Annotated in this window: 19 protein-coding genes; 4 read left to right on the top strand and 15 right to left on the bottom strand. The window is 61.0% G+C overall.

Annotation, left to right across the window (positions count from 1 at the left end; translation table 11 throughout):
• Positions 1-140: 140 nt before the first annotated feature.
• From lipA to DBR18_RS08220, 12 genes are all read right to left on the bottom strand, one after another.
• Positions 141-1,139 carry a lipoyl synthase gene (gene lipA, locus DBR18_RS08275; protein WP_162130488.1) on the bottom strand — a complete coding sequence of 333 codons (999 nt, stop codon included), beginning with the start codon at positions 1,137-1,139 and terminating at the stop codon, positions 141-143.
• Positions 1,140-1,164: 25 nt separating this feature from the next.
• Positions 1,165-1,812, bottom strand: a complete 648-nt coding sequence (lipB, locus tag DBR18_RS08270; protein ID WP_003228543.1) for a lipoyl(octanoyl) transferase LipB — start codon at positions 1,810-1,812, stop codon at positions 1,165-1,167.
• Positions 1,812-2,087: a DUF493 domain-containing protein gene (locus DBR18_RS08265; protein WP_003228544.1), complete on the bottom strand. Its 276-nt coding sequence runs from the start codon at positions 2,085-2,087 to the stop codon at positions 1,812-1,814. Before DBR18_RS08265 ends, lipB begins: the two co-directional genes overlap by 1 nt.
• Before the next feature lie 85 nt (positions 2,088-2,172).
• The gene (locus tag DBR18_RS08260; RefSeq protein ID WP_025108693.1) at positions 2,173-3,330 is read right to left on the bottom strand and encodes a D-alanyl-D-alanine carboxypeptidase family protein; all 1,158 of its coding nucleotides are present in this window, start codon (positions 3,328-3,330) and stop codon (positions 2,173-2,175) included.
• Positions 3,331-3,517: 187 nt separating this feature from the next.
• Positions 3,518-4,528: a septal ring lytic transglycosylase RlpA family protein gene (locus DBR18_RS08255; protein WP_041065003.1), complete on the bottom strand. Its 1,011-nt coding sequence runs from the start codon at positions 4,526-4,528 to the stop codon at positions 3,518-3,520.
• Positions 4,528-5,538 (bottom strand): lytic murein transglycosylase B, encoded by a 1,011-nt coding sequence (gene mltB / locus DBR18_RS08250; protein WP_108589978.1) that lies wholly within the window; start codon positions 5,536-5,538, stop codon positions 4,528-4,530. The genes DBR18_RS08255 and mltB overlap by 1 nt, the downstream gene beginning before the upstream one ends.
• A gap of 17 nt (positions 5,539-5,555) precedes the next feature.
• A complete protein-coding gene (rodA, locus tag DBR18_RS08245) occupies positions 5,556-6,659 on the bottom strand; it encodes a rod shape-determining protein RodA (protein ID WP_177482357.1) in 1,104 nt (367 codons plus the stop codon).
• A gap of 31 nt (positions 6,660-6,690) precedes the next feature.
• Positions 6,691-8,586, bottom strand: a complete 1,896-nt coding sequence (mrdA, locus tag DBR18_RS08240) for a penicillin-binding protein 2 (protein WP_108589976.1) — start codon at positions 8,584-8,586, stop codon at positions 6,691-6,693.
• A gap of 10 nt (positions 8,587-8,596) precedes the next feature.
• A complete protein-coding gene (gene rlmH / locus DBR18_RS08235) occupies positions 8,597-9,064 on the bottom strand; it encodes a 23S rRNA (pseudouridine(1915)-N(3))-methyltransferase RlmH (protein WP_003185785.1) in 468 nt (155 codons plus the stop codon).
• Between the two features lie 9 nt (positions 9,065-9,073).
• Positions 9,074-9,568 (bottom strand): ribosome silencing factor, encoded by a 495-nt coding sequence (gene rsfS, locus DBR18_RS08230; RefSeq protein WP_007960601.1) that lies wholly within the window; start codon positions 9,566-9,568, stop codon positions 9,074-9,076.
• Positions 9,569-9,640: 72 nt separating this feature from the next.
• Entirely contained in the window at positions 9,641-10,363 is a 723-nt protein-coding gene (gene nadD / locus DBR18_RS08225; RefSeq protein ID WP_108589975.1) for a nicotinate-nucleotide adenylyltransferase, read from the bottom strand.
• Positions 10,332-11,603, bottom strand: coding sequence for a glutamate-5-semialdehyde dehydrogenase (locus tag DBR18_RS08220; protein ID WP_108589974.1), 1,272 nt, complete (start codon positions 11,601-11,603; stop codon positions 10,332-10,334). The genes nadD and DBR18_RS08220 overlap by 32 nt, the downstream gene beginning before the upstream one ends.
• 177 nt (positions 11,604-11,780) lie before the next feature.
• Here DBR18_RS08220 and DBR18_RS08215 point away from each other — a divergent pair, with 177 nt between their 5' ends.
• The 4 genes from DBR18_RS08215 (at position 11,781) to DBR18_RS08200 (ending at position 19,791) form a co-directional block, all read left to right on the top strand.
• On the top strand, positions 11,781-12,476 hold the full coding sequence (locus DBR18_RS08215) for a DNA-3-methyladenine glycosylase (RefSeq protein WP_108589973.1): 696 nt from the start codon (positions 11,781-11,783) through the stop codon (positions 12,474-12,476).
• Positions 12,477-12,589: 113 nt separating this feature from the next.
• Positions 12,590-13,906 carry a bifunctional DedA family/phosphatase PAP2 family protein gene (locus DBR18_RS08210; RefSeq protein WP_108589972.1) on the top strand — a complete coding sequence of 439 codons (1,317 nt, stop codon included), beginning with the start codon at positions 12,590-12,592 and terminating at the stop codon, positions 13,904-13,906.
• A gap of 467 nt (positions 13,907-14,373) precedes the next feature.
• Positions 14,374-16,206: a hypothetical protein gene (locus DBR18_RS08205; protein WP_256588626.1), complete on the top strand. Its 1,833-nt coding sequence runs from the start codon at positions 14,374-14,376 to the stop codon at positions 16,204-16,206.
• Between the two features lie 111 nt (positions 16,207-16,317).
• On the top strand, positions 16,318-19,791 hold the full coding sequence (locus tag DBR18_RS08200) for a calcium-binding protein (protein WP_256588625.1): 3,474 nt from the start codon (positions 16,318-16,320) through the stop codon (positions 19,789-19,791).
• Here the strand turns inward: DBR18_RS08200 and DBR18_RS08195 are convergent.
• The 3 genes from DBR18_RS08195 to DBR18_RS08185 are packed head-to-tail and all read right to left on the bottom strand — an operon-like array spanning position 19,788 to position 21,467.
• Entirely contained in the window at positions 19,788-20,378 is a 591-nt protein-coding gene (locus DBR18_RS08195) for an LON peptidase substrate-binding domain-containing protein (protein WP_108589970.1), read from the bottom strand. The genes DBR18_RS08200 and DBR18_RS08195 overlap by 4 nt on opposite strands.
• A gap of 10 nt (positions 20,379-20,388) precedes the next feature.
• Positions 20,389-21,105: an LrgB family protein gene (locus DBR18_RS08190; RefSeq protein WP_007960614.1), complete on the bottom strand. Its 717-nt coding sequence runs from the start codon at positions 21,103-21,105 to the stop codon at positions 20,389-20,391.
• Complete coding sequence (locus DBR18_RS08185; protein WP_108589969.1) at positions 21,105-21,467, bottom strand: CidA/LrgA family protein; 363 nt, start codon at positions 21,465-21,467, stop codon at positions 21,105-21,107. The genes DBR18_RS08190 and DBR18_RS08185 overlap by 1 nt, the downstream gene beginning before the upstream one ends.
• Positions 21,468-21,709: the final 242 nt, after the last annotated feature.

The following is a 21,709-nucleotide window of genomic DNA, read 5'->3' as shown; positions in this document are numbered from 1 at the left end:
CCGCTGGGTTGCGCAGCGACCCCAGGTTTTACGGAACGGCTTCGCCCCTGACGGGAGCAAGCTCCCTCGCCACAGGTTTTCACAGGCCCAAACAAAAATACCCGCCGAAGCGGGTATTTTTCGATGCTGTCAGCGCCGGATCAGGAACCGAGCAGCTCGGCCTTGACCAGTTTCGCCTGCTCGTCAGCGTGATACGAGGAACGTACCAGCGGGCCGGAAGCGACGTTCTTGAAGCCCATCTTGTAACCTTCCTCGGCGAACCAGGCGAAGGTGTCCGGGTGCACGAAACGCTGCACCGGCAAGTGGCTGCGCGACGGTTGCAGGTACTGACCGAGGGTCAGCATGTCGATGTCGTGCTCGCGCATGCGCTTCATGACTTCGATGACTTCGTCGTCGGTCTCGCCCAGGCCCAGCATCAGGCCGGACTTGGTCGGAATGTGCGGCATCATCTGCTTGAAGCGTTGCAGCAGGGTCAGCGACCACTGGTAGTCCGAACCCGGACGCGCAGCCTTGTACAGGCGCGGCACGGTTTCCAGGTTGTGGTTGAACACATCCGGTGGCTCGGCTGCGGTGATTTCCAGGGCGATGTCCATGCGGCCACGGTAGTCCGGGACCAGAGTCTCCAACTGCACGTTCGGCGACAGCTTGCGGATCTCGCGGATGCAGTCGGCGAAGTGCTGGGCACCGCCGTCGCGCAGGTCGTCGCGGTCAACCGAGGTAATCACCACGTACTTGAGCTTGAGGTCGGCGATGGCGATCGCCAGGCTTTCCGGCTCGTTGACGTCCAGTGGCTTCGGACGACCGTGGCCGACGTCGCAGAACGGGCAGCGACGGGTGCAGATGTCGCCCATGATCATGAAGGTCGCGGTGCCGCCGGAGAAGCACTCGCCCAGGTTCGGGCAGGACGCTTCTTCGCAGACGCTGTGCAGCTTGTGCTTGCGCAGCAGGCTCTTGATCCGGTCGACCTCCGGCGAAACCGGGATGCGTACACGAATCCAGTCAGGTTTCTTCGGCAATTCGGTGGTCGGAATGATCTTTACCGGGATGCGTGCAACCTTCTCGGCGCCGCGCAGCTTGACGCCGGCTTCAACCTTGGGACGCGGGGCCGGGCGCTCGGTCACGTCGAGCGTCGGGATCATGGTTTGCACTGCATCAGTAGTCATATCAGTCGATTCCGCCCGTCAGGGTCGTCTGCTCAGCATAGTCGAGGTGTTTGACGAGCTGCGCGCGCAGCCGGGCACTTACCTCGGCAAATTCAATCGATCCTGCGTGATCGCTCAGCTGGGTCATCGCCAGCCCGGCATAGCCGCAGGGATTAATCCGTCGAAACGGTTCCAGGTTCATGTCCACGTTCAGGGCCAGGCCGTGAAAGGAGCAACCGTGGCGAATCCGCAAACCCAGAGAAGCGATTTTCGCTCCGTCGACGTAGACGCCGGGAGCATCTGGCTTGGCTACAGCGGTCACGCCATAGCTGGCCAGCAGTTCGATCAGGCAGTGTTCCATGCGCGTGACCAGATCACGTACGCCAAAACCCAGCTTGCGTACGTCCAGCAACAGGTAGGCCACCAGTTGGCCGGGGCCATGATAAGTCACCTGCCCGCCGCGATCGACCTGTACCACCGGGATATCGCCCGGCAGCAGCAGGTGTTCGGCTTTGCCGGCCTGGCCCTGGGTGAACACCGGAGGGTGCTCGACCAGCCAGATTTCGTCGGCGGCATCGCTGCCGCGTTCGTTGGTGAAGCGTTGCATGGCATGCCAGACCGGCTCGTAAGCCATCTGGCCAAGTTCACGAAAGCCCAGCGTGCCCGGCATCACAACACCATGTGTACGAAACCGGTCGCCCGCAGTTCGCTGTTGATGTTGTACAGCTGATCCTGATCGGTCGCGACGATGTGCAACTGGATAGTGGTGTATTTACCGTTGCTGCTGGATCGTTCATCGACACGCTCATCGTTGATGGTCGCGAATTTCTTCACGATTTCGATGATCTTGTCCTTGTGACCCACACCCGTATCGCTGATCACCTTAACCGGATAATCAACCTGCGGGAATTCGATCTTTGGCGCCTTTACTTCGGTATCGGTCATGGCGTAACGGCCTCTAGAGCGCAAGCCGTGGTAACGCACATGGCCCCGCACCAGATCGGGGCGGGGCCATGCAGGTCAACACAAATCAGTTGAACAAGCCGTAGAAGAATAGACGGATGCTATCCCACATGCGGCGGAAGATACCACCCTCTTCGACAGCGTCCAGGGCGATCAGGTCGGCGCTGTGCACCACCTTGTCGTCCAGTTTCACTTCGACTTTACCGATCACGTCGCCCTTGGCGATTGGCGCGGTCAGTTGCGGGTTCATGGTCATGCTGGCAGCGAGCTTTTTCAGCTGGCCTTTTGGCAGGGTCATGGTCAGGTCTTCAGCCAGGCCGGCCTTGACTTGACTGGTGGTGCCTTTCCACACCGGAGCCTGAGCCAGTTCGGTGCCCTTCTGGTAGAAGGTCTGGGTTTCGAAGAAACGGAAGCCGTAGGTCAAAAGCTTCTGGGTTTCAGCGGCGCGAGCCACTTCGCTGTTGGTGCCGAACACCACGGCGATCAGACGCTGGCCGTCACGGACAGCCGAGGACACCATGCAGTAGCCCGCTTCGTCGGTGTGACCGGTTTTCAGACCGTCAACGGTCTTGTCGCGCCACAGCAACAGGTTGCGGTTAGGCTGCTTGATGCCGTTCCAGAAGAACTCTTTCTGCGAGTAGATCGCGTAGTGAGCCGGGTCTTCGTGGATGATCGCACGGGCCAGAATCGCCATGTCGTGAGCCGACGAGTAGTGCTCAGGGTTCGGCAGACCGGTCGGGTTCATGAAGTGGGAGTTGGTCATGCCCAGATCGGTAACGGTCTTGTTCATCAGGTCGGCGAAAGCATCTTCGCTGCCGGCGATGTGCTCGGACAGCGCCACGCTGGCGTCGTTGCCGGACTGGATGATGATGCCGTGCAGCAGGTCGCTGACGGTCACTTGCGAGCCGACTTTGATGAACATCCGCGAACCGCCGGTACGCCAGGCGTTTTCGCTGACGGTCACCGGATCGTTTTCACCGATCTGGCCACGACGGATTTCCAGCGTAGCGATGTACGCGGTCATCAGTTTGGTCAGGCTGGCTGGCGGCAGACGCTGGTCACCGTTGTTCTCCACCAGCACGTTGCCGCTGCTGGCGTCCATGAGCACGTAGGCTTTTGCAGCCAGTTGAGGTGGCGACGGCATCATCTCGGCCGCGAAGGCGGCTGGCGAGAGGAGCAGCGGGACTAGCAGACACAGGCGTTTGGCAAAGGTGGTGATGTTCATCCGTCTCTCGAAATCGCTAATGGAAACTTGCCCGAGGGCAAAACTATTCAGACAGCCTTCTAACGGGCCATCGCGTGTTCAGTTGCTCACTCCAGTCACCCTTGCCGGGCTTTTGTTCTTCGACGAGCCAACAACCTGGTTCACCCCCCAAAACCGCAAGTGAACCGTCAATCAAGTGCTACGTTTCTTACTCGGTGACCACGCTCGGCGAACCGAGATTGGCCAGGCGCACGCTGTTCTGCACCTGGGCGATCTCACCCGGCGAACCGATCGGCCCCAGGCGTACCCGGTGCAGGGTCTGCTGATTGCGCACGATCGAGCTGATGAACACCGGAGCGCTCACCATCCCGCTCAGCTTGGACCTCAGGAGTTCTGCAGCGTCCGGGTTGGCGAACGCGCCCACCTGCAGATACTGGCCAGACGCTGGTGCAGAAGCGTTTTTTTTTGCGCTGATCTGTACAGGGACAGTGTCAGAGGCATGTTGCTGCGGCGGTGGCGTCCACTGCTCGATGGTACCGGCCGATGCCGTAATGACCGGGGCGCTATTCTGCGCGACTTGCGGCTCGTTGAGCATCAAAGGCGCCGGACGGCCCTTCGCGGCCCACCATTGCTGCGGATCGATGCCCTCGACCTTGACCCGTGCGGTGCCGATTTCAGCGTAGCCAAGCTTCTTCGCAGCTGCATAGGACAAGTCGATGATCCGGTCCGAATAGAAAGGCCCGCGATCGTTGACCCGCAGGATAACGCTTCTGTTGTTGTCCAGGTTGGTCACCCGAACGTAACTTGGCAGTGGCAGAGTCTTGTGGGCGGCACTCATGCCGTACAGGTCATACACTTCGCCGTTGGCGGTGTTCTGGCCGTGAAACTTGGTGCCGTACCAGGACGCCGTGCCCGAGGCCACGTAGGTCTTGGATTCCTGCAACGGGAAATAGGTCTTGCCCAGCACGGTGTACGGGTTGGCCTTGTACGGGCCGGTGTGCAGGGTCGGCGTGGCATCGGGGATGCGCGAAACATCCACGTCCCACCACGGCGCGCCGTCTTTGTGCGCGCGGTTGATGTCCAGCCCCGGCTGTGCACGCACGGCGGTGGACGAAGTCTTCTGGGTCGGCGCGCGGCTGGTCGAACAGCTGGCGACCAGCACCGCCAACGCAGCGAATGCCACCAGCTTCAGGGGTTTATTGATAGGCAATGCCCGCATTACTTGACGCCCCGTGCTTTTACCAGCTCATCAGACAGTTGATATACGGCCATGGCGTACATCACGCTGCGGTTATAACGCGTGATCGCGTAGAAATTCTTCAGGCCCATCCAGTATTCAGGGCCGTTGTCGCCTTCGAGGCGAAATGCAGTAACCGGCATATCATCGCGCAGCGCATCATGACTTGACCAGCCCAGCGCCCGCAACTCTCCAACTGTCTTCGTCGGCTCGATCCCGGTGGTCAGGCCTTCGTCGACCTGCTCGCCACGCACATCGGCGCGACTGACCACAGGCTCCCCGGCGACCCAGCCGTGGCGCTTGAAGTAGCTGGCGACGCTGCCGATCGCATCATCCGGATTGGTCCAGATATTGATGTGGCCGTCACCGTCGAAATCCACCGCATAGGCGCGAAAGCTGCTCGGCATGAACTGCGGCAGCCCCATCGCCCCGGCGTACGAGCCTTTGAGGGTCAGTGGATCGACCTGCTCTTCACGGGCCAGCAACAAAAACTCACGCAGTTCCTTGCGGAAAAATTCGGCACGGGGAGGATAGTCGAAACCCAGCGTGGACAAGGCATCGATCACCCGGTAATTGCCGGTATTACGTCCGAAAAAGGTTTCGACGCCAATAATCGACACGATGACCTGTGCCGGTACGCCGTATTCCTGCTCGGCGCGGGCCAGCACAGCCTCGTGCTGGCGCCAGAAGTCCACACCGCGGGCGATGCGCGCGTCGGTCAGGAACATCGGGCGATATTCCTTCCATTGCTTGACCCGCTCGGCAGGTTTGGAGATAGCGTCGAGAATCGCCTGCTTGCGCTGCGCCTCGCGGAACACCGCCATCAGTTGCTCACCGGCAAAACCGTAGTCGCGGGTCATTTCACCGACGAACTCGGCCACCTGCGGCGAGCCTTCGTAATCGCCGGCCAGCGCTTCCTGCGCGCTGCCAAGGATGCCGACCAGGCCGACCCACGGCGCGTAACGAGTCGCCCAGCTGCGCATGACTTGCATTGAACTCTTCACCTTATTCAAACCTGTGCGATCCACTTGCGATGCGTATGAATCGACATCAAAACCCCAAACGCTGACAGCAGTGTCACCAGCGAAGTTCCTCCGTAGCTAATGAAGGGCAACGGCACCCCCACCACCGGCAACAGGCCACTGACCATACCGATGTTGACGAAAACATAAACAAAAAACGTCATGGTCAGCGCGCCGGCGAGCAATTTGCCGAACAGCGTCTGTGCCTGGGCGGTAATCACCAGGCCGCGACCGATCAGCAGCAGATAGATCAGCAGCAGCGCGCAGATGCCCACCAGACCGAACTCTTCGCCGAGTACGGCGATGATGAAGTCAGTGTGGCTTTCCGGCAAAAAGTCCAGGTGCGACTGGGTGCCCAGCAGCCAGCCCTTGCCGAACACGCCACCGGAGCCGATCGCGGCTTTGGATTGAATGATATTCCAGCCAGTGCCGAGGGGATCGCTTTCCGGGTCGAGGAACGTGAGGATCCGCTGCTTCTGGTAGTCGTGCATGATGAAAAACCACATGGCAATCGCCACCGGCACGGCGGCGGCCAGCACGCTGAGGATCCAGCGCCAGCGCAGCCCGCCCATGAACAGCACGAACGCGCCGCCGGCCAGAATCAGCAGCGCAGTACCGAGGTCAGGCTGGCGCACGATCAGAATGAACGGCACGCCGATCAGCATCAGACTGATGCCGACGTGCTTGAGCTGCGGCGGCAGCGTGCGCTTGGACAGATACCAGGCAATCGTCGCCGGCATGAGGATTTTCAGAAACTCCGAGGGCTGAAAACGGATCACTCCGGGGATGTTGATCCAGCGCGTGGCGCCCATGGCGTTGTGGCCCATGATGTCCACCACGATCAGCAGCACCACACCCACCACATACCCGAGCGGCACCCAACGGGCCATGAAGCGCGGTTCGAACTGGGCAATGATAATCATCGACACCAGACCGATGCCGAACGAAGTGGCTTGCTTGCCCAGCAGATCCCAGCTCTTGCCACTGGCCGAATACAGCACGAACAGACTGCCCGCCGCGAGGATCAGCAGCAGGATCAACAGCGGGCCATCGATATGCAGGCGTTGCAGCAGCGTCGCACGGCGACGCATCACATCCTCACTGGAGAGCATGCGATCAAAGTTATTCATCACGGGCCGTAGCCTCCGCACTGATAGGGCCGGCGTATTCGGCCTTCAATCGACCCTCCTGATCCAGAAGCCAGGCATCCATGACCTGACGCACGACTGGCGCGGCCACACCGGAGCCGGACTCACCGTTCTCGACCATCACCGAAACCACGATTTTCGGGTTGTCGGCCGGGGCAAATCCGACGAACAGGGCGTGGTCGCGATGGCGCTCCTGAACCTTGGAGCGGTCGTATTTTTCACCTTGCTTGATTGCCACCACCTGCGCCGTACCGGACTTGCCGGCGATACGGTATTGCGCACCGACAGCTGCCTTGCGCGCCGTACCCCGGGCCCCGTGCATCACCTGCTGCATGCCGTGGTTGACCTTGGTCCAGTCCGACGGATCGCGCAGGACGATGTCCGGCATCGGGTTCTCATCCAGAGGTTTTGCGCCTTCGATGGTCTTGGCCAGGTGCGGCCGGTTCCAGATGCCTTTGTTGGCCACCAGCGCCGTGGCCTGCGCCAACTGCAACGGTGTGGACTGCATATAACCCTGGCCAATCCCCAGAATCAGGGTTTCGCCCGGGAACCAGGCCTGCTTGCGCGTCGCACGCTTCCACTCGCGGGACGGCATCAGGCCGGGGGATTCTTCGAACATGTCCAGCGAGACCTTCTGGCCGATGCCGAACTTGTTCATGTAGGCCGACAGCCGATCGATGCCCAGTTTGTGCGCCAGGTCATAGAAGTAGGTGTCGTTGGAACGCATGATCGCCGTATCGAGATCGACGAAGCCGTCACCGGTGCGGTTCCAGTTGCGGTATTTGTGATCGTAGTTAGGCAGCATGTAGTAACCGGGGTCGAACACCCGGCTCGACGCTGTCACCACACCGGCATCGAGGCCGGCAATCGCCACCGCCGGTTTGATCGTCGAGCCCGGCGGATACAGACCGCGCAGCACCCGGTTGAACAGCGGCCGGTCGATCGAATCGCGCAGCTCGGCATAGGCCTTGAAGCTGATGCCGGTGACAAACAGGTTCGGGTCGAAACTCGGCTGACTGACCATCGCCAGCACTTCGCCAGTGTTCGGATCGAGCGCAACCACCGCGCCGCGCCGCCCGCCCAGTGCGGCTTCGGCCGCTTCCTGCAATTTGATGTCCAGACTCAGGACGATGTCCTTGCCGGGAATCGGATCGGTCCGCTTGAGTACGCGCAATACGCGGCCCCGGGCGTTGGTCTCGACCTCCTCGTAACCCACCTGGCCGTGCAGTTCCGGCTCGTAGAAACGCTCGATGCCGGTTTTGCCGATGTGGTGGGTGCCGCTGTAGTTGACCGGGTCGAGGGTCTTGAGCTCTTTCTCGTTGATGCGCCCCATGTAACCCACCGAGTGCGCAAAATGCGCGCCCTGCGGGTAGTGGCGCACCAGTTGCGCGACCACTTCCACACCGGGCAGGCGGAACTGGTTCACCGCGATCCGGGCGATCTGCTCTTCGGTCAGCTCGAACAGGATTGGCACCGGTTCGAATGGCCGGCGCCCCTGACGCATGCGCTTCTCGAAGATCACCCGGTCCTCGGGTGTCAGTTGCAGCACTTCGACGATCACGTCGAGCACTTGCTGCCAGTCACCGGAGCGCTCGCGGGTCATGCTCAGGCTGAAGCTGGGACGGTTGTCCGCCACCACCACGCCGTTGCGGTCGAAGATCAGGCCGCGGGTCGGCGGAATCGGCTGCACGTGGACGCGGTTGTTTTCCGAGAGTGTCGAGTGGTACTCGTACTGGATCACCTGCAAGTAGTACAGCCGCGCGATCAATACGCAGATCAACAGCATGACCGCAATGGCCCCGAACACGACGCGGCTACGCACCAGGCGGGCGTCCTTTTCGTGGTCCTTGATGCGGATCGGCTGAGACATGAGGGCAGGACTACTTGTGGTAAGGGTGACCGGACAGCACGGTCCAGGCACGGTACAACTGTTCGCCGATCAGGATCCGCACCAGCGGGTGCGGCAAGGTCAACGGCGACAGCGACCAGCGCTGATCGGCGCGGGCGCAGACTTCCGGCGCCAGCCCTTCGGGGCCGCCGACCATGAAATTGACCGTGCGCGAATCCAGCCGCCAGCGGTCGAGTTCGACCGCCAGTTGCTCGGTGCTCCAGGGTTTGCCGTGGACTTCCAGCGTGACGATCCGCTCGTTCGGCCCGACCTTGGCCAGCATGGCTTCGCCTTCCTGGCGGATGAAACGGGCCACGTCGGCGTTCTTGCCACGGGTATTGAGCGGAATTTCCACCAGTTCCAGCGCCAGCTCGGACGGAAGACGCTTGGCATATTCATGCCAGCCTTCTTCCACCCACTTGGGCATGCGTGAACCGACGGCGATCAGTCGCAGTCGCACAGCGATCCCTTACAGCTGGTCTTTGTTGAGCTTGGTGAAATGCTCGTGGGTGTTTTCCGGGCTGTGGTGCTTGGCGTCTGCCGCACGGCTTTGCTCGGCACCGGCCCACAGGCGTTCCAGGTCGTAGAACTGACGCGCCGAGGCGGTCATCATGTGCACGATCACCAGGTCCAGGTCGAGCAGCACCCAGTCGCTGTCGCCCTTGCCTTCTTCGCCCAGCGGCTTGGCGCCCTGCTTTTTCACTTCTTCGCGAACCTTGTCCAGCATCGCGTTGATCTGGCGATTGGACGTACCGGTGGCGATGATCATGTAGTCGGTGATGCTCTGCTTGTCGCGAACATCGATGATCTGGATGTCTTGTGCCTTGACGTCTTCCAGGGCTGCCACGGCAACCTTGACCAGCTCGTCGCCCTTGAGCGGCTCGTTGGTGTTGGCGACTTCCGGCAGCGGCGCGCTCTTGAACGTGCCTTTGCGCTTGACTTTGCTTACATCTTTGTCGGTCATATAAAACTCGTTTTGCTCATGTATTCGGCGGCTTGGCGATACGTGGATTCGTATCAGCGAAGCACGCCTTGTTCAGTTCGACGCACGGTACAGACCGTGCGCATCGATGTAGGCCAGGACCGCGTCGGGCACCAGGAAACGTACCGACTTACCGCTGGCCAGCAGTTGACGGATCTGGGTGGCGGAAACCGCGAGCGGTGTCTGCCAGACGAATGCAATCTGTCCGCTCGGCCCTTTCAGGGCCAGCGGGTCGCTCACCGAACGCGCTGCCAGCAGGTTGCGCAAGGCATCCGGCGGTTCGCTGTCGGCGTCCGGGCGCTGTAGCACCAGGATGTGGCAATGCTGGAGCAACTCTTCCCAGCGATGCCAAGTGGGCAGGCCGCAAAATGCGTCCCAGCCCAAAAGCAGAAAAACCTGGGTTTCGGCGGGCACTTCTGCGCGCATCAACTCCAGGGTATCGATGGTCCAGGACGGCTTGTCCCGCTGCAATTCGCGGGCGTCCACCACCAGCGGCGGCACTCCGGCCACCGCGCACTCGACCATCGCCAGCCGATCCTGCGCCGACACCTGCGGCGTATCGCGGTGCGGCGGCCGGGCGCTGGGCATCATGCGCAGCTCGTCGAGCGCCAGCGCTTCGGCGACTTCCAGCGCACCGCGCAAATGGCCGATGTGCACCGGGTCGAACGTGCCGCCCAGCACGCCGATGCGTTGCGGGCGAGACTCGCTGCCGGTTTGCGGCGCTGTCAGGTCGAGGTCGGTCAAGTCAGACCGTCGCCTGGCCGCGCAACTGGCCATCACCGACCACGATGTACTTCTCGCAGGTCAGTCCTTCGAGGCCCACCGGGCCGCGGGCGTGCAGCTTATCAGTAGAAATGCCGATCTCGGCACCCAATCCGTATTCGAATCCATCGGCGAAGCAGGTCGGGGTGTTGATCATCACCGACGCCGAGTCGACTTCGGCCACGAAACGCCGGGTGTCGGCGAGGTTTTCGCTGACGATCGAGTCGGTGTGGTGCGAGCCGTAATGGTTGATGTGTTCGATGGCCTGGTCCAGTCCGTCGACCACGCGGATCGACAGGATCGGCGCCAGATACTCGGTACTCCAGTCGTCTTCGCTGGCCGCCACCGTGTCGATGATCGCCCGGGTGCGCTCGCAGCCACGCAGCTCGACGCCTTTTTCGCGGAACTGGGCGGCCATCGACGGCAGGAAATTCTTCGCAACACTTTGATCGACGAGCAGGGTCTCCATCGCGCCACAGATGCCGTAACGGTAGGTCTTGGCATTGAAGGCGATGCGCTGTGCTTTCGCCAGATCGGCGTGCTCGCTGACAAATACGTGGCAGATGCCGTCCAGATGTTTGATCACCGGCACGCGGGCATCGCGGCTGATGCGCTCGATCAGGCCACGGCCACCGCGCGGCACGATCACATCGACGTACTCGGGCATGGTGATCATCGCGCCAACGGCAGCGCGGTCGGTGGTTTCGACCACTTGCACCACCGCTGCCGGCAACTCGGCCTCGGCCAGACCGCGCTGGATGCACGCGGCAATCGCCCGGTTGGAATGAATCGCCTCCGAACCACCACGCAGGATGGTCGCGTTGCCCGACTTCAGACACAGACTGGCGGCATCGATGGTCACGTTGGGACGGGATTCGTAGATGATCCCTATCACGCCCAGCGGTACGCGCATCTTGCCGACCTGAATGCCGGACGGGCGGAAGTTCATGTCGCGGATCGCACCGACCGGATCCGGCAACGCCGCCACCTGACGCAGGCCGACGATCATGCCGTCGATACGCGCCGGGGTCAGTTCCAGACGTTCCAGCAGTGCCGGTTCCAGACCATTGGCGCGACCGGCGGCCAGATCCTGTTCATTGGCTGCGGCCAGCTCGGCGCGCGCAGCGTCCAGCGCATTGGCAGCGGCCTGCAAGGCGCGGTTTTTCTGCGCGGTGCTGGCACGGCCGATGACCCGGGAGGCTTCGCGGGCGGCGCGACCCAATCGGGTCATGTAGTCAAGAACGGACTCAGTCATGGTCTGCTGGGGTCTTGGCAAAGAGGAAAGCGGCAGATTATAGCTGTCGCGTCCCGGGACTAACAGCGGTGACAGGCGGATGGTCGAAATGGACTGCAATTTGCCGACGTTCAGCCGTAATTAAGCCTCGGATTGTTATCATCACGACCTCCTTCGCCTGGATAAAAACTGTTTGCCATGTCCAACCTGACCGTTCGCGCCACCGCCCGGCGCCTGCCACTGGGCCTTCCGGACGCTTTCTTTGACCGTGACGCGCAAGTGCTGGCCCGCGATCTGCTCGGCAAAGTCATCCGTCATCGGGTCGGCGATCTGTGGCTCAGCGCCCGGATCATCGAAACCGAAGCCTATTACTGCGCGGAAAAAGGCAGTCACGCGTCTCTCGGCTACACGGAAAAACGTAAGGCTTTGTTTCTGGATGGCGGACACATCTATATGTATTACGCCCGTGGCGGCGATTCGCTGAACTTCAGCGCCCAGGGGCCGGGCAATGCCGTGTTGATCAAATCGGCCTACCCGTGGGTCGATGAAGTCAGCGGACCGGCAAGTCTGGCGCAGATGCTGCTGAACAACCCCGATGCTCAGGGCCGACCGCGCCCCTCGCAAAAGCTCTGCGCCGGGCAAACGCTGCTGTGCAAGGCACTGGGTTTGAAGGTGCCGATGTGGGACGCCAAGCGTTTCGATCATGAGCTGATACTGGTGGAAGAGACCGGGCCGGCGCCGACCCGGGTTATCCAGACCACCCGCCTGGGCATCCCCCAGGGCCGCGACGAGCACCTGATGTACCGCTTCGTCGACGCCAGTTATGCGCAATGGTGCACGCGCAACCCGCTACGCCGGGGCCAGGTCGAAGGTCGCGATTATTTCCTGCTGTAAACACGTAAACCTGTAGGAGCTGCCGCAGGCTGCGATCTTTGCTTTAGAAGATCAAAAGATCGCAGCCTGCGGCAGCTCCTACACAGGGTGATCAATAAAATGGAGTTATTTGTATGGGCCCATGGCTCGATAGCGTAACCGGTTGGCTGGCGGCCAATCCGCAGTGGCTGGCCGCCGCCGTATTGATTGTCGCCTTCGTGGAATGTCTGGCGATTGCCGGACTGATCGTGCCGGGCACCGTGTTGCTGTTTGCCGTCGCGGTACTGGCCGGCAGTGGCGCGTTGTCGCTCAGCGAAACCCTGCTGCTGGGTTTTCTCGGCGGGATTCTGGGTGATGTGATTTCGTATTTCCTCGGCCGTCACTTCCACCAGAACATCCGCCGCTTGCCCGGTCTGCGCCATCACCCGGAATGGATGGCCGGGGCCGAAACCTACTTCCAGCGTTACGGTATCGCCAGTTTGCTGGTCGGTCGTTTCATCGGGCCGCTGCGGCCGATGCTGCCGATGGTGGCCGGGATGTGCGACATGCCCTTCCCACGCTTCGCCGCAGTCAGCCTGCTGGCTGCCGCCGGCTGGAGCATCGCCTATCTGCTGCCAGGCTGGGCCACGGGCGCGGCGATCCGCTTGCCGCTGCCGGAAGGTTTCTGGCTGCAGGCCGGTATCGTCGCCGCCAGCATCGCGGTGATGGTTGGCCTGAGCGTCAACAGCAGCTTGCGGCGCCATCGCCGGGCAACAATCTGGATCAGCAGCATGAGCCTGTTGATTCTGATCGGGCTGTTCATCGGCTATCCGTACCTGAGCGCCCTCGACCAGGGCGTGATGACCCTCGTGCAGGAACATCGCCAACCACTGCTGGATGAAATCGCGGTGACCTTCACCCTGATCGGTGAGTTTCGCAACATGCTGCTGTTCAGCGCCCTGCTCACCGGTCTGTTGCTGCTGTGCAGGCAATGGCGCCAGGCGATCTTTGCCGGCGGTACGCTGCTGTGCACAGCACTGCTGAATACCGTCACCAAGCAGTTTTTCGCCCGGGTTCGCCCGGAAGTGCTGACCGATCCACTGACCAGCTACAGCATGCCCAGCGGTCACGCATCGGGGTCGTTCGCGCTGTTTCTGGTGCTGGCGGTACTCGCCGGTCGCGGCCAGCCGCCACGCATGCGCCTGACCTGGCTGCTGCTCGCCTGTATCCCGGCACTCTCGATTGCCTTGTCGCGCGTTTACCTGGGCGCTCACTGGCCAACCGACATTCTGGCCGGCGCGATGCTCGCAGCCTGCGTATGTGCCGCCGGCCTGTCGCTGAGCCAGCGGCACACAGCGCTTGACGCCATGCCGTTCAAGGTCTGGTGGCTCATCCTGCCATCTCTGATTGCATTGTTCGGCTTCTTTGTTTTCAGACACCTGCCTCATACATTGCTGCGTTACGCCTACTGATCACCAAAACAAACCAATGCCCTTGTGGCCGCTACTCTCGGAATTTTCACAGAGAGTGGCGCGCCGCTGCATGGCGAAAATAAAATTCAACAAACAATTAAAGTTACACAGCAACTGGCAAATCAGAACACTTGCTTATATCCAAAGACAGAAAATGCATTAAATTAAACCCAGCCAAAAATACCATCACGCAACAATAAGTCACACATACACATAAAAGAGAAACCCGGAACAAACACACGCACTGATATTTAAAAATAGACACTTTAATTAAATGGAATTTATTAATGAGTCCGAAGACACCGTTCAAACCATCGGTTACACCACCTGCGAAAGTCGATTTGCCTTCGCCACCCACCCGCCTGCCAGACACATCCGCCCCTCACGGCATTCGCCCTCCTGACATACAGCCAACTGCCACCCGTCGAATCGATCCAGCCGACCGGGCAGCCCCCTCCGAAACGGGCATGGTTTCTGTCGAACCGAGCCATACACCAACCCGGGACCTCTCCCGCACTTCGCCGGACGCGCAGCCCATCGACCGCTTCTGGCTATCGCCGAATTTCCTGCGCAACATGCAGCCCGCCGATGCCGAGGGTTTTCGCTACATCGTGGGGCGCACGTTTGTCGATGTTGAGCATGAAGGCGTATTGCGCACCGTGCATGCGGTATTCGACCCGCATACCGATGCGTGGCGGGCGAAGCTGCTGACCGAGCGCCTGCCATCCGGGCCGCCCCTGCTCAAGGACGACGGTAAACCGACCTGGCGTCTGGCGTCCGGTACAGAACCGGCTCCCGAGAGTACGCGCGGCAAACGACCGGCATCTGTCGAACCGGAATCCGCCCCCGCGCCGAAAGTGCCACGCCCTACCGTTGCCCCCGTGTTTATCGATGAGAACATCTACACGTCGACTGCACGCTCGCCGGATGCTCAGGGCTACTACGAGCTGGAGCCGCGCTTCGGCGTTGGCCCGGAGCACGCGGCCAGGCGATTTGCCTTTGAGGACGAACAGGGACGCTGGGTCGAAGTCGCCCCACCGGCTCGGGGATTCGCTGCGCAACCCGAACATTTGCCGCACTGGACCGACAAGGAAATCTGGCAGGCCTACGAACTGCAGGGACAGGATATCGAACGCTTCCGCACTCAATCTCATGCTACCGGCAGGCCGGCGCCCGGGCTGCAGGCAAGATTATTCAAGGAGCCGTTGGGCGAACTGGTCCACGTCCATTTCAAATGGTTGCACCCGACGCTGGATACCGCCCGGCGACAGGCCCTGCTGCAATCCTGCAACCTGCTGCCCAGCCAGTTGTTACGCCTGCGAGAGGATCTGCGCAGCCACCTTGCACTTCCCGAGTGGGTCGAAACCCACAAGCGCCAGACAGAAGATGCCGGCCAGACCGGATACCTCGAACGTCTCGCCAGTCAAATGACCGCCGAGTTGAATCTCAAGCGCGAAGCCCGACACCCTTGGTATTCGCCGCAAGACAGTCTCACCGAAACTCTGCGCGAGACGCTTCTGGCCAACATGGGATATCGGCGCAACATCAACCGTTGCCTGTACCGGACAGACATCCCGGCCCTGTTCCGGGGCGATGACCGTACCCCGTTCGAACTGGCCGCTGACGATGCGATGCTGCCGCGTTACAACCACCAGCCCGGCGCCACCACCGACAAGCCGATCAGCGCGACCTTCAGTCTCGGTGAAGCGCGGGTCTACGCCAGCAAACCGGACCCCGAATACCTGCTTTACAACAGTCAGACCAATCGCTACCCAGGCAAGACCGGCAGTGGCGATGAAAGCGATAGCGCCAGCACATCGGGCGATGACGAAGCTGGATGGTCGGATACCGACACCACCGTGGCCTGGAATCACGAGCGCAACTACACAGCGGTCAGGACTCGCCAGAGCGAGATGTTTATCTACGTCCTCGACACCCGCGGCCTGGAAGTGGTCCCGCGGGAGGAAAACTATCTGTTCAATAGCGCCGCTGCAGAAACTTCGCCCACCTGGTTTCCCGATGATCACTACGAGGGGCTGGTGTCAGTGACCGGCAAAGGCATTGGCGCCGAACGAATCTGGCTGCTCGACTCGACATTGTCCAAAGCGGCCAGGGTCCAGGACATTGCCGATCAGGCAGGCGCCAGCGCCGAGCGCATCACACAGGCGACACATTCCGGTCAGGCCAACAAACACGAATACGACAACCTGATTCATCAATTGGAGATGGCCGGAAAACCCGTTCTTCAATTATCGGGACAGTACGCCGAATTCGGCCATGACATAAATTGGCCCGAATAAACGCTTCGCAATAGTTGCTTCTCAAGTTCAAACAACCACCAGGACAACTTGTGCAACTGCCGATACGACATCGGCAGTTACATACACTTCATTGTGAAAAGGATTCGAACAATGACAACACTTAGCGCGCCAGCCACGGATGGCACAGATAATGGCGCCCTGCGAATAACGCCCATTGCAGCACCAGCCAATCCACACACGCCCGGCGCAGCACGTCCGGCCCCCATCGCGCCGACGAATCCCCCCCCAGCCAAGTCGCTGGCAGCTCTGGACAAACGTTTCGGACCACTGGTCATCGGAGAGCTGACCATCACCCGAACTGAACTGCAAGTGATGGGCGCACGGGTCAATGGCAATCCGGTTACCCCGCAAAACGTCAATTTCAAGCAACCCGAGCAGGCATTTCTTGACGCTTTGAGCTTCGCCCCGGGCCGGGTCGAAGCACGGATAAAAGCTGCCCCGGTCGCTGACAATTCCACCGTGGCGCTGTTTTTCTTCGAACTGGCCTGTGCCCGATCGCCCGGCGCCCCGCCCCTGTTCGATCCCGTAACCGCAGCGCCGCCCGAGGACACAATGCAGCGCTTTGGCAAACTTCTGGGCACCCTGCAGGAAATCGACATTCATCGGGTCGAGTCGCTCGAACACCTGCCCACATGGGTCGACAAAGCCAAAACCCGACTGCAGAGCGGAGCTGGCGTGGGATTGCAGCTGTATGGCTTGTACAGCGGCGTCCTGGGCATCGCGGACGCCATCAAAAACCGTGATGTGGGCGAGGTCCTGTTCAATGCTGGGGGGATTGCCAGCGAAATTGGCTCGATCGCCGCCGAAGTGTTGATGGCCAAGGCCGGCGAGTCGATGCTCAAACACGGCGGCACCGTATTCGCCGGTTTCAGCGCGACCTCGGCAGGCAAGGTGCTGACCCGCGGCGGGGGCTTGTTTGCCAGTGTCCTGACGCTGCCATTCGACATTGCAAGCGCGATCAAGTCCTTCGATGCAGCCACCCGGACTACCGGCAAGCAGGCACAGGATCAATACGTGTCCGGCGCCCTGAGCGTGGCGAGCGCCAGTATCAGCACAGCGCTGGGCCTGGCCTCACTGGCCGGTTTCGCCAGTACCGCCGGGCCTGTCGGCATCGTCGCTGCCGCCGTTCTGGTGCTCGGTGCGGAAATCTACCGGGCGGCACGCGTAGTGGACGATATCGACGATTACATCGAGCTGAGCGCCCATGAACGCTTGCGCTCTGGCTGGTTCGCCTTCACCCGCCAGGAACTGGATCAGGATGTACTGGATCGCTTCAGCGTCGCCAAGGCCTTGCAGACACACAACCGGCAATTGGAAAGCTCGGCCAGACAACTGCTCGACGGCGCGTACAAAAAACACATCGAGCAGGTGGTCAACGGCAGTTTTCGCGTCGAGCTTGAGCCGACGAAGGTCTGGCACCACGCCTGGAACGAACAAGCCGGGGAAAAACCATTCAAGCTCGTCAATGAGCCGGTCATCGTCGGCAGCGATGACGTCATCGATGCGCGGGATGGTTTGCCCGCGAACCTCGGCGGTCTGGTAACGGGCGAACCCGGCGCGGACAGGGGTATTTTTTGGCAACTGGGCGATGGGCAGGACAAGGTCACAGGCCTTGCGCATAAAGCCAATTTCTTCAGCTATCGCAGCGGCACCAAGACCCTGACCGGCGGAGAAAAGAATGACGAATTCTATTTTCAGACTACCGTCAGCGACCTGAACCGCCAGCAATCGCCTGTCCCTCTCAGCGCGTTGCGGGGCGGTGATGGTACCGACTTGCTGGCGTTCGAAGGTCGCCGTCCCTTGCAGGACACTCGACACGCCGGCTACACCGTCGACCTGCAAAACGGCAGCATTGCCCTGCTCGGCACTGCCCCGCAGACTGAGCCGGTGCAGGTCGCCAGGATCGAGTCGGTCGAGAACATCTCGACCCTGCACCTGGGCCAGAGTCGGGTCATTGGCAACGACCAACCCAACCGTATCACCGCCAACGGCAACGATTTGATCGAGGCCGGGGCCGGAGACGATTCGATCGTGGTACGCGGGCCTTACAGCAAGGCTAACGGCGGCATCGGTCGCGATCGCTACTATCTGGCTGACACGACAGTCGAAACGACGATTGTCGAAGACCCCGGACACCCCAGCGAAATCGAGTTCGGCTGGCCGCTGCAGAGGATCCAGCGCTGGGAGGTCCGCGGCACCGCACTGCGCATTACTTCATTGCGCGGCGACGATGGCGAGTTGCCCGAACATGTCCTGACCCTCGAGGACGTCTACAAAGAGGTCGCAGGGCAACGACAACTGAACAACAGCCAATGGCTGTTCAGGACACAGGATGGTTATCAGCTGATGCCTTCCCTGCCCGCTCAGTTGCCAGGCCTGACATCGCAGGAAATTGACGTCATCGTGCTCACCAGCGGTGAAGCACCGCCCGCCCCCTTCACCATCAATGGTGCGACGACCGTGCTGAGCGGGCCGTCGGTCCAGCATTTTTTCGTGTCTCGCAACCCACACAAGGTCTTTTTCATCGCCTACAAAGGCACGGCCAAAACCTCCAGCGTGGTTTATCTGGACTACAGGAGCAGCGAAATTCATGCCGTCAGGGCGAGTTACGAAGTGCAGGCGCACAACTCTGCTGCAGCCTATACGAAGCTGACCTACGGCCATTTCAATCTCTGGATTGTCCTGCCACACAAGACCGTCAACTTCACGGGCATTACGCAGGAGAAACCCGGTTCAGGCCGATACACAGGCAACCGTTACCTCACACCGGGTATTCACAATGCCCACGACGTGGTGCTGGTGTTTCAGGACGGCAAGTCCTGGCGCCTGGCGCCACCTCGGGTGAACTACGCCGAAGACGCCGCGCAACCGGGTGACAAATCCCTCGCCGCGATGCATTGCCTGCAGCCGCGACAAGGAACATACCTGTTCAGCAGACCGCAGGTCGCACAGACACGACTGCTGCCTGCTCTGCCCCATCGCATCGACATCAATGCCAGCCGCCATCAGGGCATCTATGTGCTGCAAGGGCAAAGCTCGAGCTACGACGTCTATCCGGCCAGTAACTCGATCATCCGCCTGTCCACCCCCGACGCCCTCGCCGGAACCGCCGACGCCTCGCGCTGGACCATCCATACCGCGCAGATGCAAGAGTTCATCACGGTGCATGACATCAGACTGAACGGCCAGCACCTGCACATAGGCATCGTGCTGATCGAGCTGCCCTCGGTGGACGATGACCTGCCAGTGGAGTCGGTCAGTGTTGTCACCTCCGCGGGCAACACCTATGAGGTATCGCTGCTGTTCGCTGTCTTGCAGATGTATGTGATCAACGCGCGCGCTTATGTCAGCATCGATGCACTGCTCCAGGACATTCAGGCCCATCGCCAGCGCTATGAACTGGCGGTACTGCTCACTGTCGACAACGTTGGCGTCGCTGGCGAACACACGGGCAAGGTGTATTACGATTCGACCCGCGACGTCTGGGGTATCGATGGCGACCTCACGCGCCGCATCGACCCGGCACAACTGGTGATCCTTGCGCCTGCACCAGGCAAGGTCTAGGCGAACAATTCGCCCTGCAACTCGTCGAGCAGCGCCTGGATCGCATCCAGCCGCTGCTGCGGATCGTCGAGTTGCAGCAGGTCGATCTTGTCTTCTTCGGCGAACGGCAGCAGATACGCCAGCTGATTGGCCAGCGACTGCTGCCCGAGCGCTTCATTGCCCATGTTCAACGCCTCGACCATCGGGTGCTCGGCCAGGGCCTTGAGCAGCGCGACCAGATCGGCGTCCTCGTCCTGCAGCGGTTGCTCGGGTTCATCGTCCAGCCACTCGACGTCGGCGAGGATCAACTGATCGCGCTGCACTTCGGTGCTCAGCACCTGAAAACGCCGACCGCCCTGCACCCGAATACCCAGCAAGCCATTGTCCTGTTGCTGAAAATCCGTGATCCGCGCCTCGCAGCCGACCAGAGCAAAGCCTTCGGGTGCGACGCCGACCTCGTGGCCTTCGAGGATGCACACCACGCCGAAGCCACCGCCCTGTTTCATGCAGCGGCCGATCATGTCCAGATAGCGCGCCTCGAAGATCTGCAAGTCGAGGTTGCAGCCGGGAAACAGCACTGTGTTGAGCGGGAAAAGCGGCAGACTCATAGACATTTCCTTAGACCACCATCGACACCGCCAACGGCAGGAAAACCGCCGTGGCCACGCCCATCAGACTCATCGCCAGCGCCGCGAAGGCACCGCACTCATCGCTCTCCTGCAACGCCACCGAGGTGCCAACCGCGTGTGCGGTCATGCCCAGCGCCATGCCGCGCGCCTCGGGGCTGTGCACGCCGAGACGGGTCAGCAGCGCCGGGCCGAAGATCGCGCCGATCACCCCGGTGATCAGTACGAACACCGCTGCCAGCGCCGCGACGCCCCCGATCTGCTCGGCCACCAGCATCGCAATCGGCGAAGTGACCGATTTCGGTGCCATGGTCATCAGGATCATGTGCTCGGCACCGAACCACCAGCCCAGCAAAACACCCATGCCCGTAGCAACCACCCCACCAATCACCAGCGTAGTAAAAATCGGCCAGAACAATTGGCGGATGCGTTTGAGGTTCAGATACAGCGGTACCGCCAGCGCCACCGTCGCCGGCCCCAGCAGAATGCTGAGGATCTCGGTGCTCTTGCGGTACTCGGCGTAAGTCAGGCCGCAGCCAACCAGCACACCGATCACCAACAGCATGGAGACCAGCACCGGCTGCAGAAAGATCCAGCGGGTTTTCTCGAAGGCCGCCAGCACCAGTTGATAGGCGCCGAGGGTGATGCCGATGCCGAACAGCGGATGATGAATGACCGAAGCCCAGGCGCCTTGCCAGTCGAAAAGCATCAGGACTCCTCCGACCGGTGCGCATGGCGCCTGACCAGGCGCTGCATCAACACCCCGGCGAAGGCCATCGACAGAATCAACGACAGCACCAGCGCGCCGACAATTGCCCAGAAATCGGCGGCAATGTCGCTCGCATACACCATCACGCCCACCGCCGGCGGCACCAGTAGCAACGGCAAATAACGCAGCAGACTGCCCGCCGCCAGGTTCAGCGGCTCGCCGACCTCACCACGAATGATCAAAAACACCAGCAACAGCAGCAGGCCGATGATCGGCCCCGGCAGCACCGGCAACAACAAATGGTTGAGCGCCGTGCCAAGCAATTGGAACAGCACCAGCATGGTCAGGCCACGTAGCAACATCCGACATCTCCGTCTTACTTTTCACCCCGCAAGTCGTCAGCATTATAAGCACGGCTGCGCTATGGATCGGCATTCGCCAAAAGCATGGCAGGTTGACCGGAGCAAATCGCCATGTTGATCTACAGTGGTTCGCAGGGCGGTCAAATCCCCCACCTGAAAAACTATAAAACCGATGAACCCAAGGAGAGTCTCAATGCCCTATGTTCCAGTTGCAGAGCTCAAAGATTATGTCGGCAAGGAAC

The organism is Pseudomonas sp. HMWF021 (assembly GCF_003061005.1).
In the GTDB taxonomy this organism is placed as follows: domain Bacteria; phylum Pseudomonadota; class Gammaproteobacteria; order Pseudomonadales; family Pseudomonadaceae; genus Aquipseudomonas.
This window is presented reverse-complemented; position numbering and strand designations above follow the sequence as displayed.

Excerpts from the sequence above, each read along its gene's own strand:
- rsfS (WP_007960601.1), bottom strand. The coding sequence starts at position 9,568 with ATGACCGACAAAGATGTAAGCAAAGTCAAGCGCAAAGGCACGTTCAAG.
- DBR18_RS08210 (WP_108589972.1), top strand. The coding sequence starts at position 12,590 with ATGGGCCCATGGCTCGATAGCGTAACCGGTTGGCTGGCGGCCAATCCG.
- DBR18_RS08200 (WP_256588625.1), top strand. The coding sequence starts at position 16,318 with ATGACAACACTTAGCGCGCCAGCCACGGATGGCACAGATAATGGCGCC.
- DBR18_RS08205 (WP_256588626.1), top strand. The coding sequence starts at position 14,374 with ATGGTTTCTGTCGAACCGAGCCATACACCAACCCGGGACCTCTCCCGC.
- DBR18_RS08215 (WP_108589973.1), top strand. The coding sequence starts at position 11,781 with ATGTCCAACCTGACCGTTCGCGCCACCGCCCGGCGCCTGCCACTGGGC.
- DBR18_RS08185 (WP_108589969.1), bottom strand. The coding sequence starts at position 21,467 with ATGTTGCTACGTGGCCTGACCATGCTGGTGCTGTTCCAATTGCTTGGC.
- nadD (WP_108589975.1), bottom strand. The coding sequence starts at position 10,363 with ATGGCCAGTTGCGCGGCCAGGCGACGGTCTGACTTGACCGACCTCGAC.
- mrdA (WP_108589976.1), bottom strand. The coding sequence starts at position 8,586 with ATGTCTCAGCCGATCCGCATCAAGGACCACGAAAAGGACGCCCGCCTG.
- mltB (WP_108589978.1), bottom strand. The coding sequence starts at position 5,538 with ATGCAAGTCATGCGCAGCTGGGCGACTCGTTACGCGCCGTGGGTCGGC.
- DBR18_RS08190 (WP_007960614.1), bottom strand. The coding sequence starts at position 21,105 with ATGCTTTTCGACTGGCAAGGCGCCTGGGCTTCGGTCATTCATCATCCG.
- rodA (WP_177482357.1), bottom strand. The coding sequence starts at position 6,659 with ATGCGTCGCCGTGCGACGCTGCTGCAACGCCTGCATATCGATGGCCCG.
- DBR18_RS08265 (WP_003228544.1), bottom strand. The coding sequence starts at position 2,087 with ATGACCGATACCGAAGTAAAGGCGCCAAAGATCGAATTCCCGCAGGTT.
- DBR18_RS08260 (WP_025108693.1), bottom strand. The coding sequence starts at position 3,330 with ATGAACATCACCACCTTTGCCAAACGCCTGTGTCTGCTAGTCCCGCTG.
- lipA (WP_162130488.1), bottom strand. The coding sequence starts at position 1,139 with ATGATCCCGACGCTCGACGTGACCGAGCGCCCGGCCCCGCGTCCCAAG.
- lipB (WP_003228543.1), bottom strand. The coding sequence starts at position 1,812 with ATGCCGGGCACGCTGGGCTTTCGTGAACTTGGCCAGATGGCTTACGAG.
- DBR18_RS08220 (WP_108589974.1), bottom strand. The coding sequence starts at position 11,603 with ATGACTGAGTCCGTTCTTGACTACATGACCCGATTGGGTCGCGCCGCC.
- DBR18_RS08195 (WP_108589970.1), bottom strand. The coding sequence starts at position 20,378 with ATGAGTCTGCCGCTTTTCCCGCTCAACACAGTGCTGTTTCCCGGCTGC.
- DBR18_RS08255 (WP_041065003.1), bottom strand. The coding sequence starts at position 4,528 with ATGCGGGCATTGCCTATCAATAAACCCCTGAAGCTGGTGGCATTCGCT.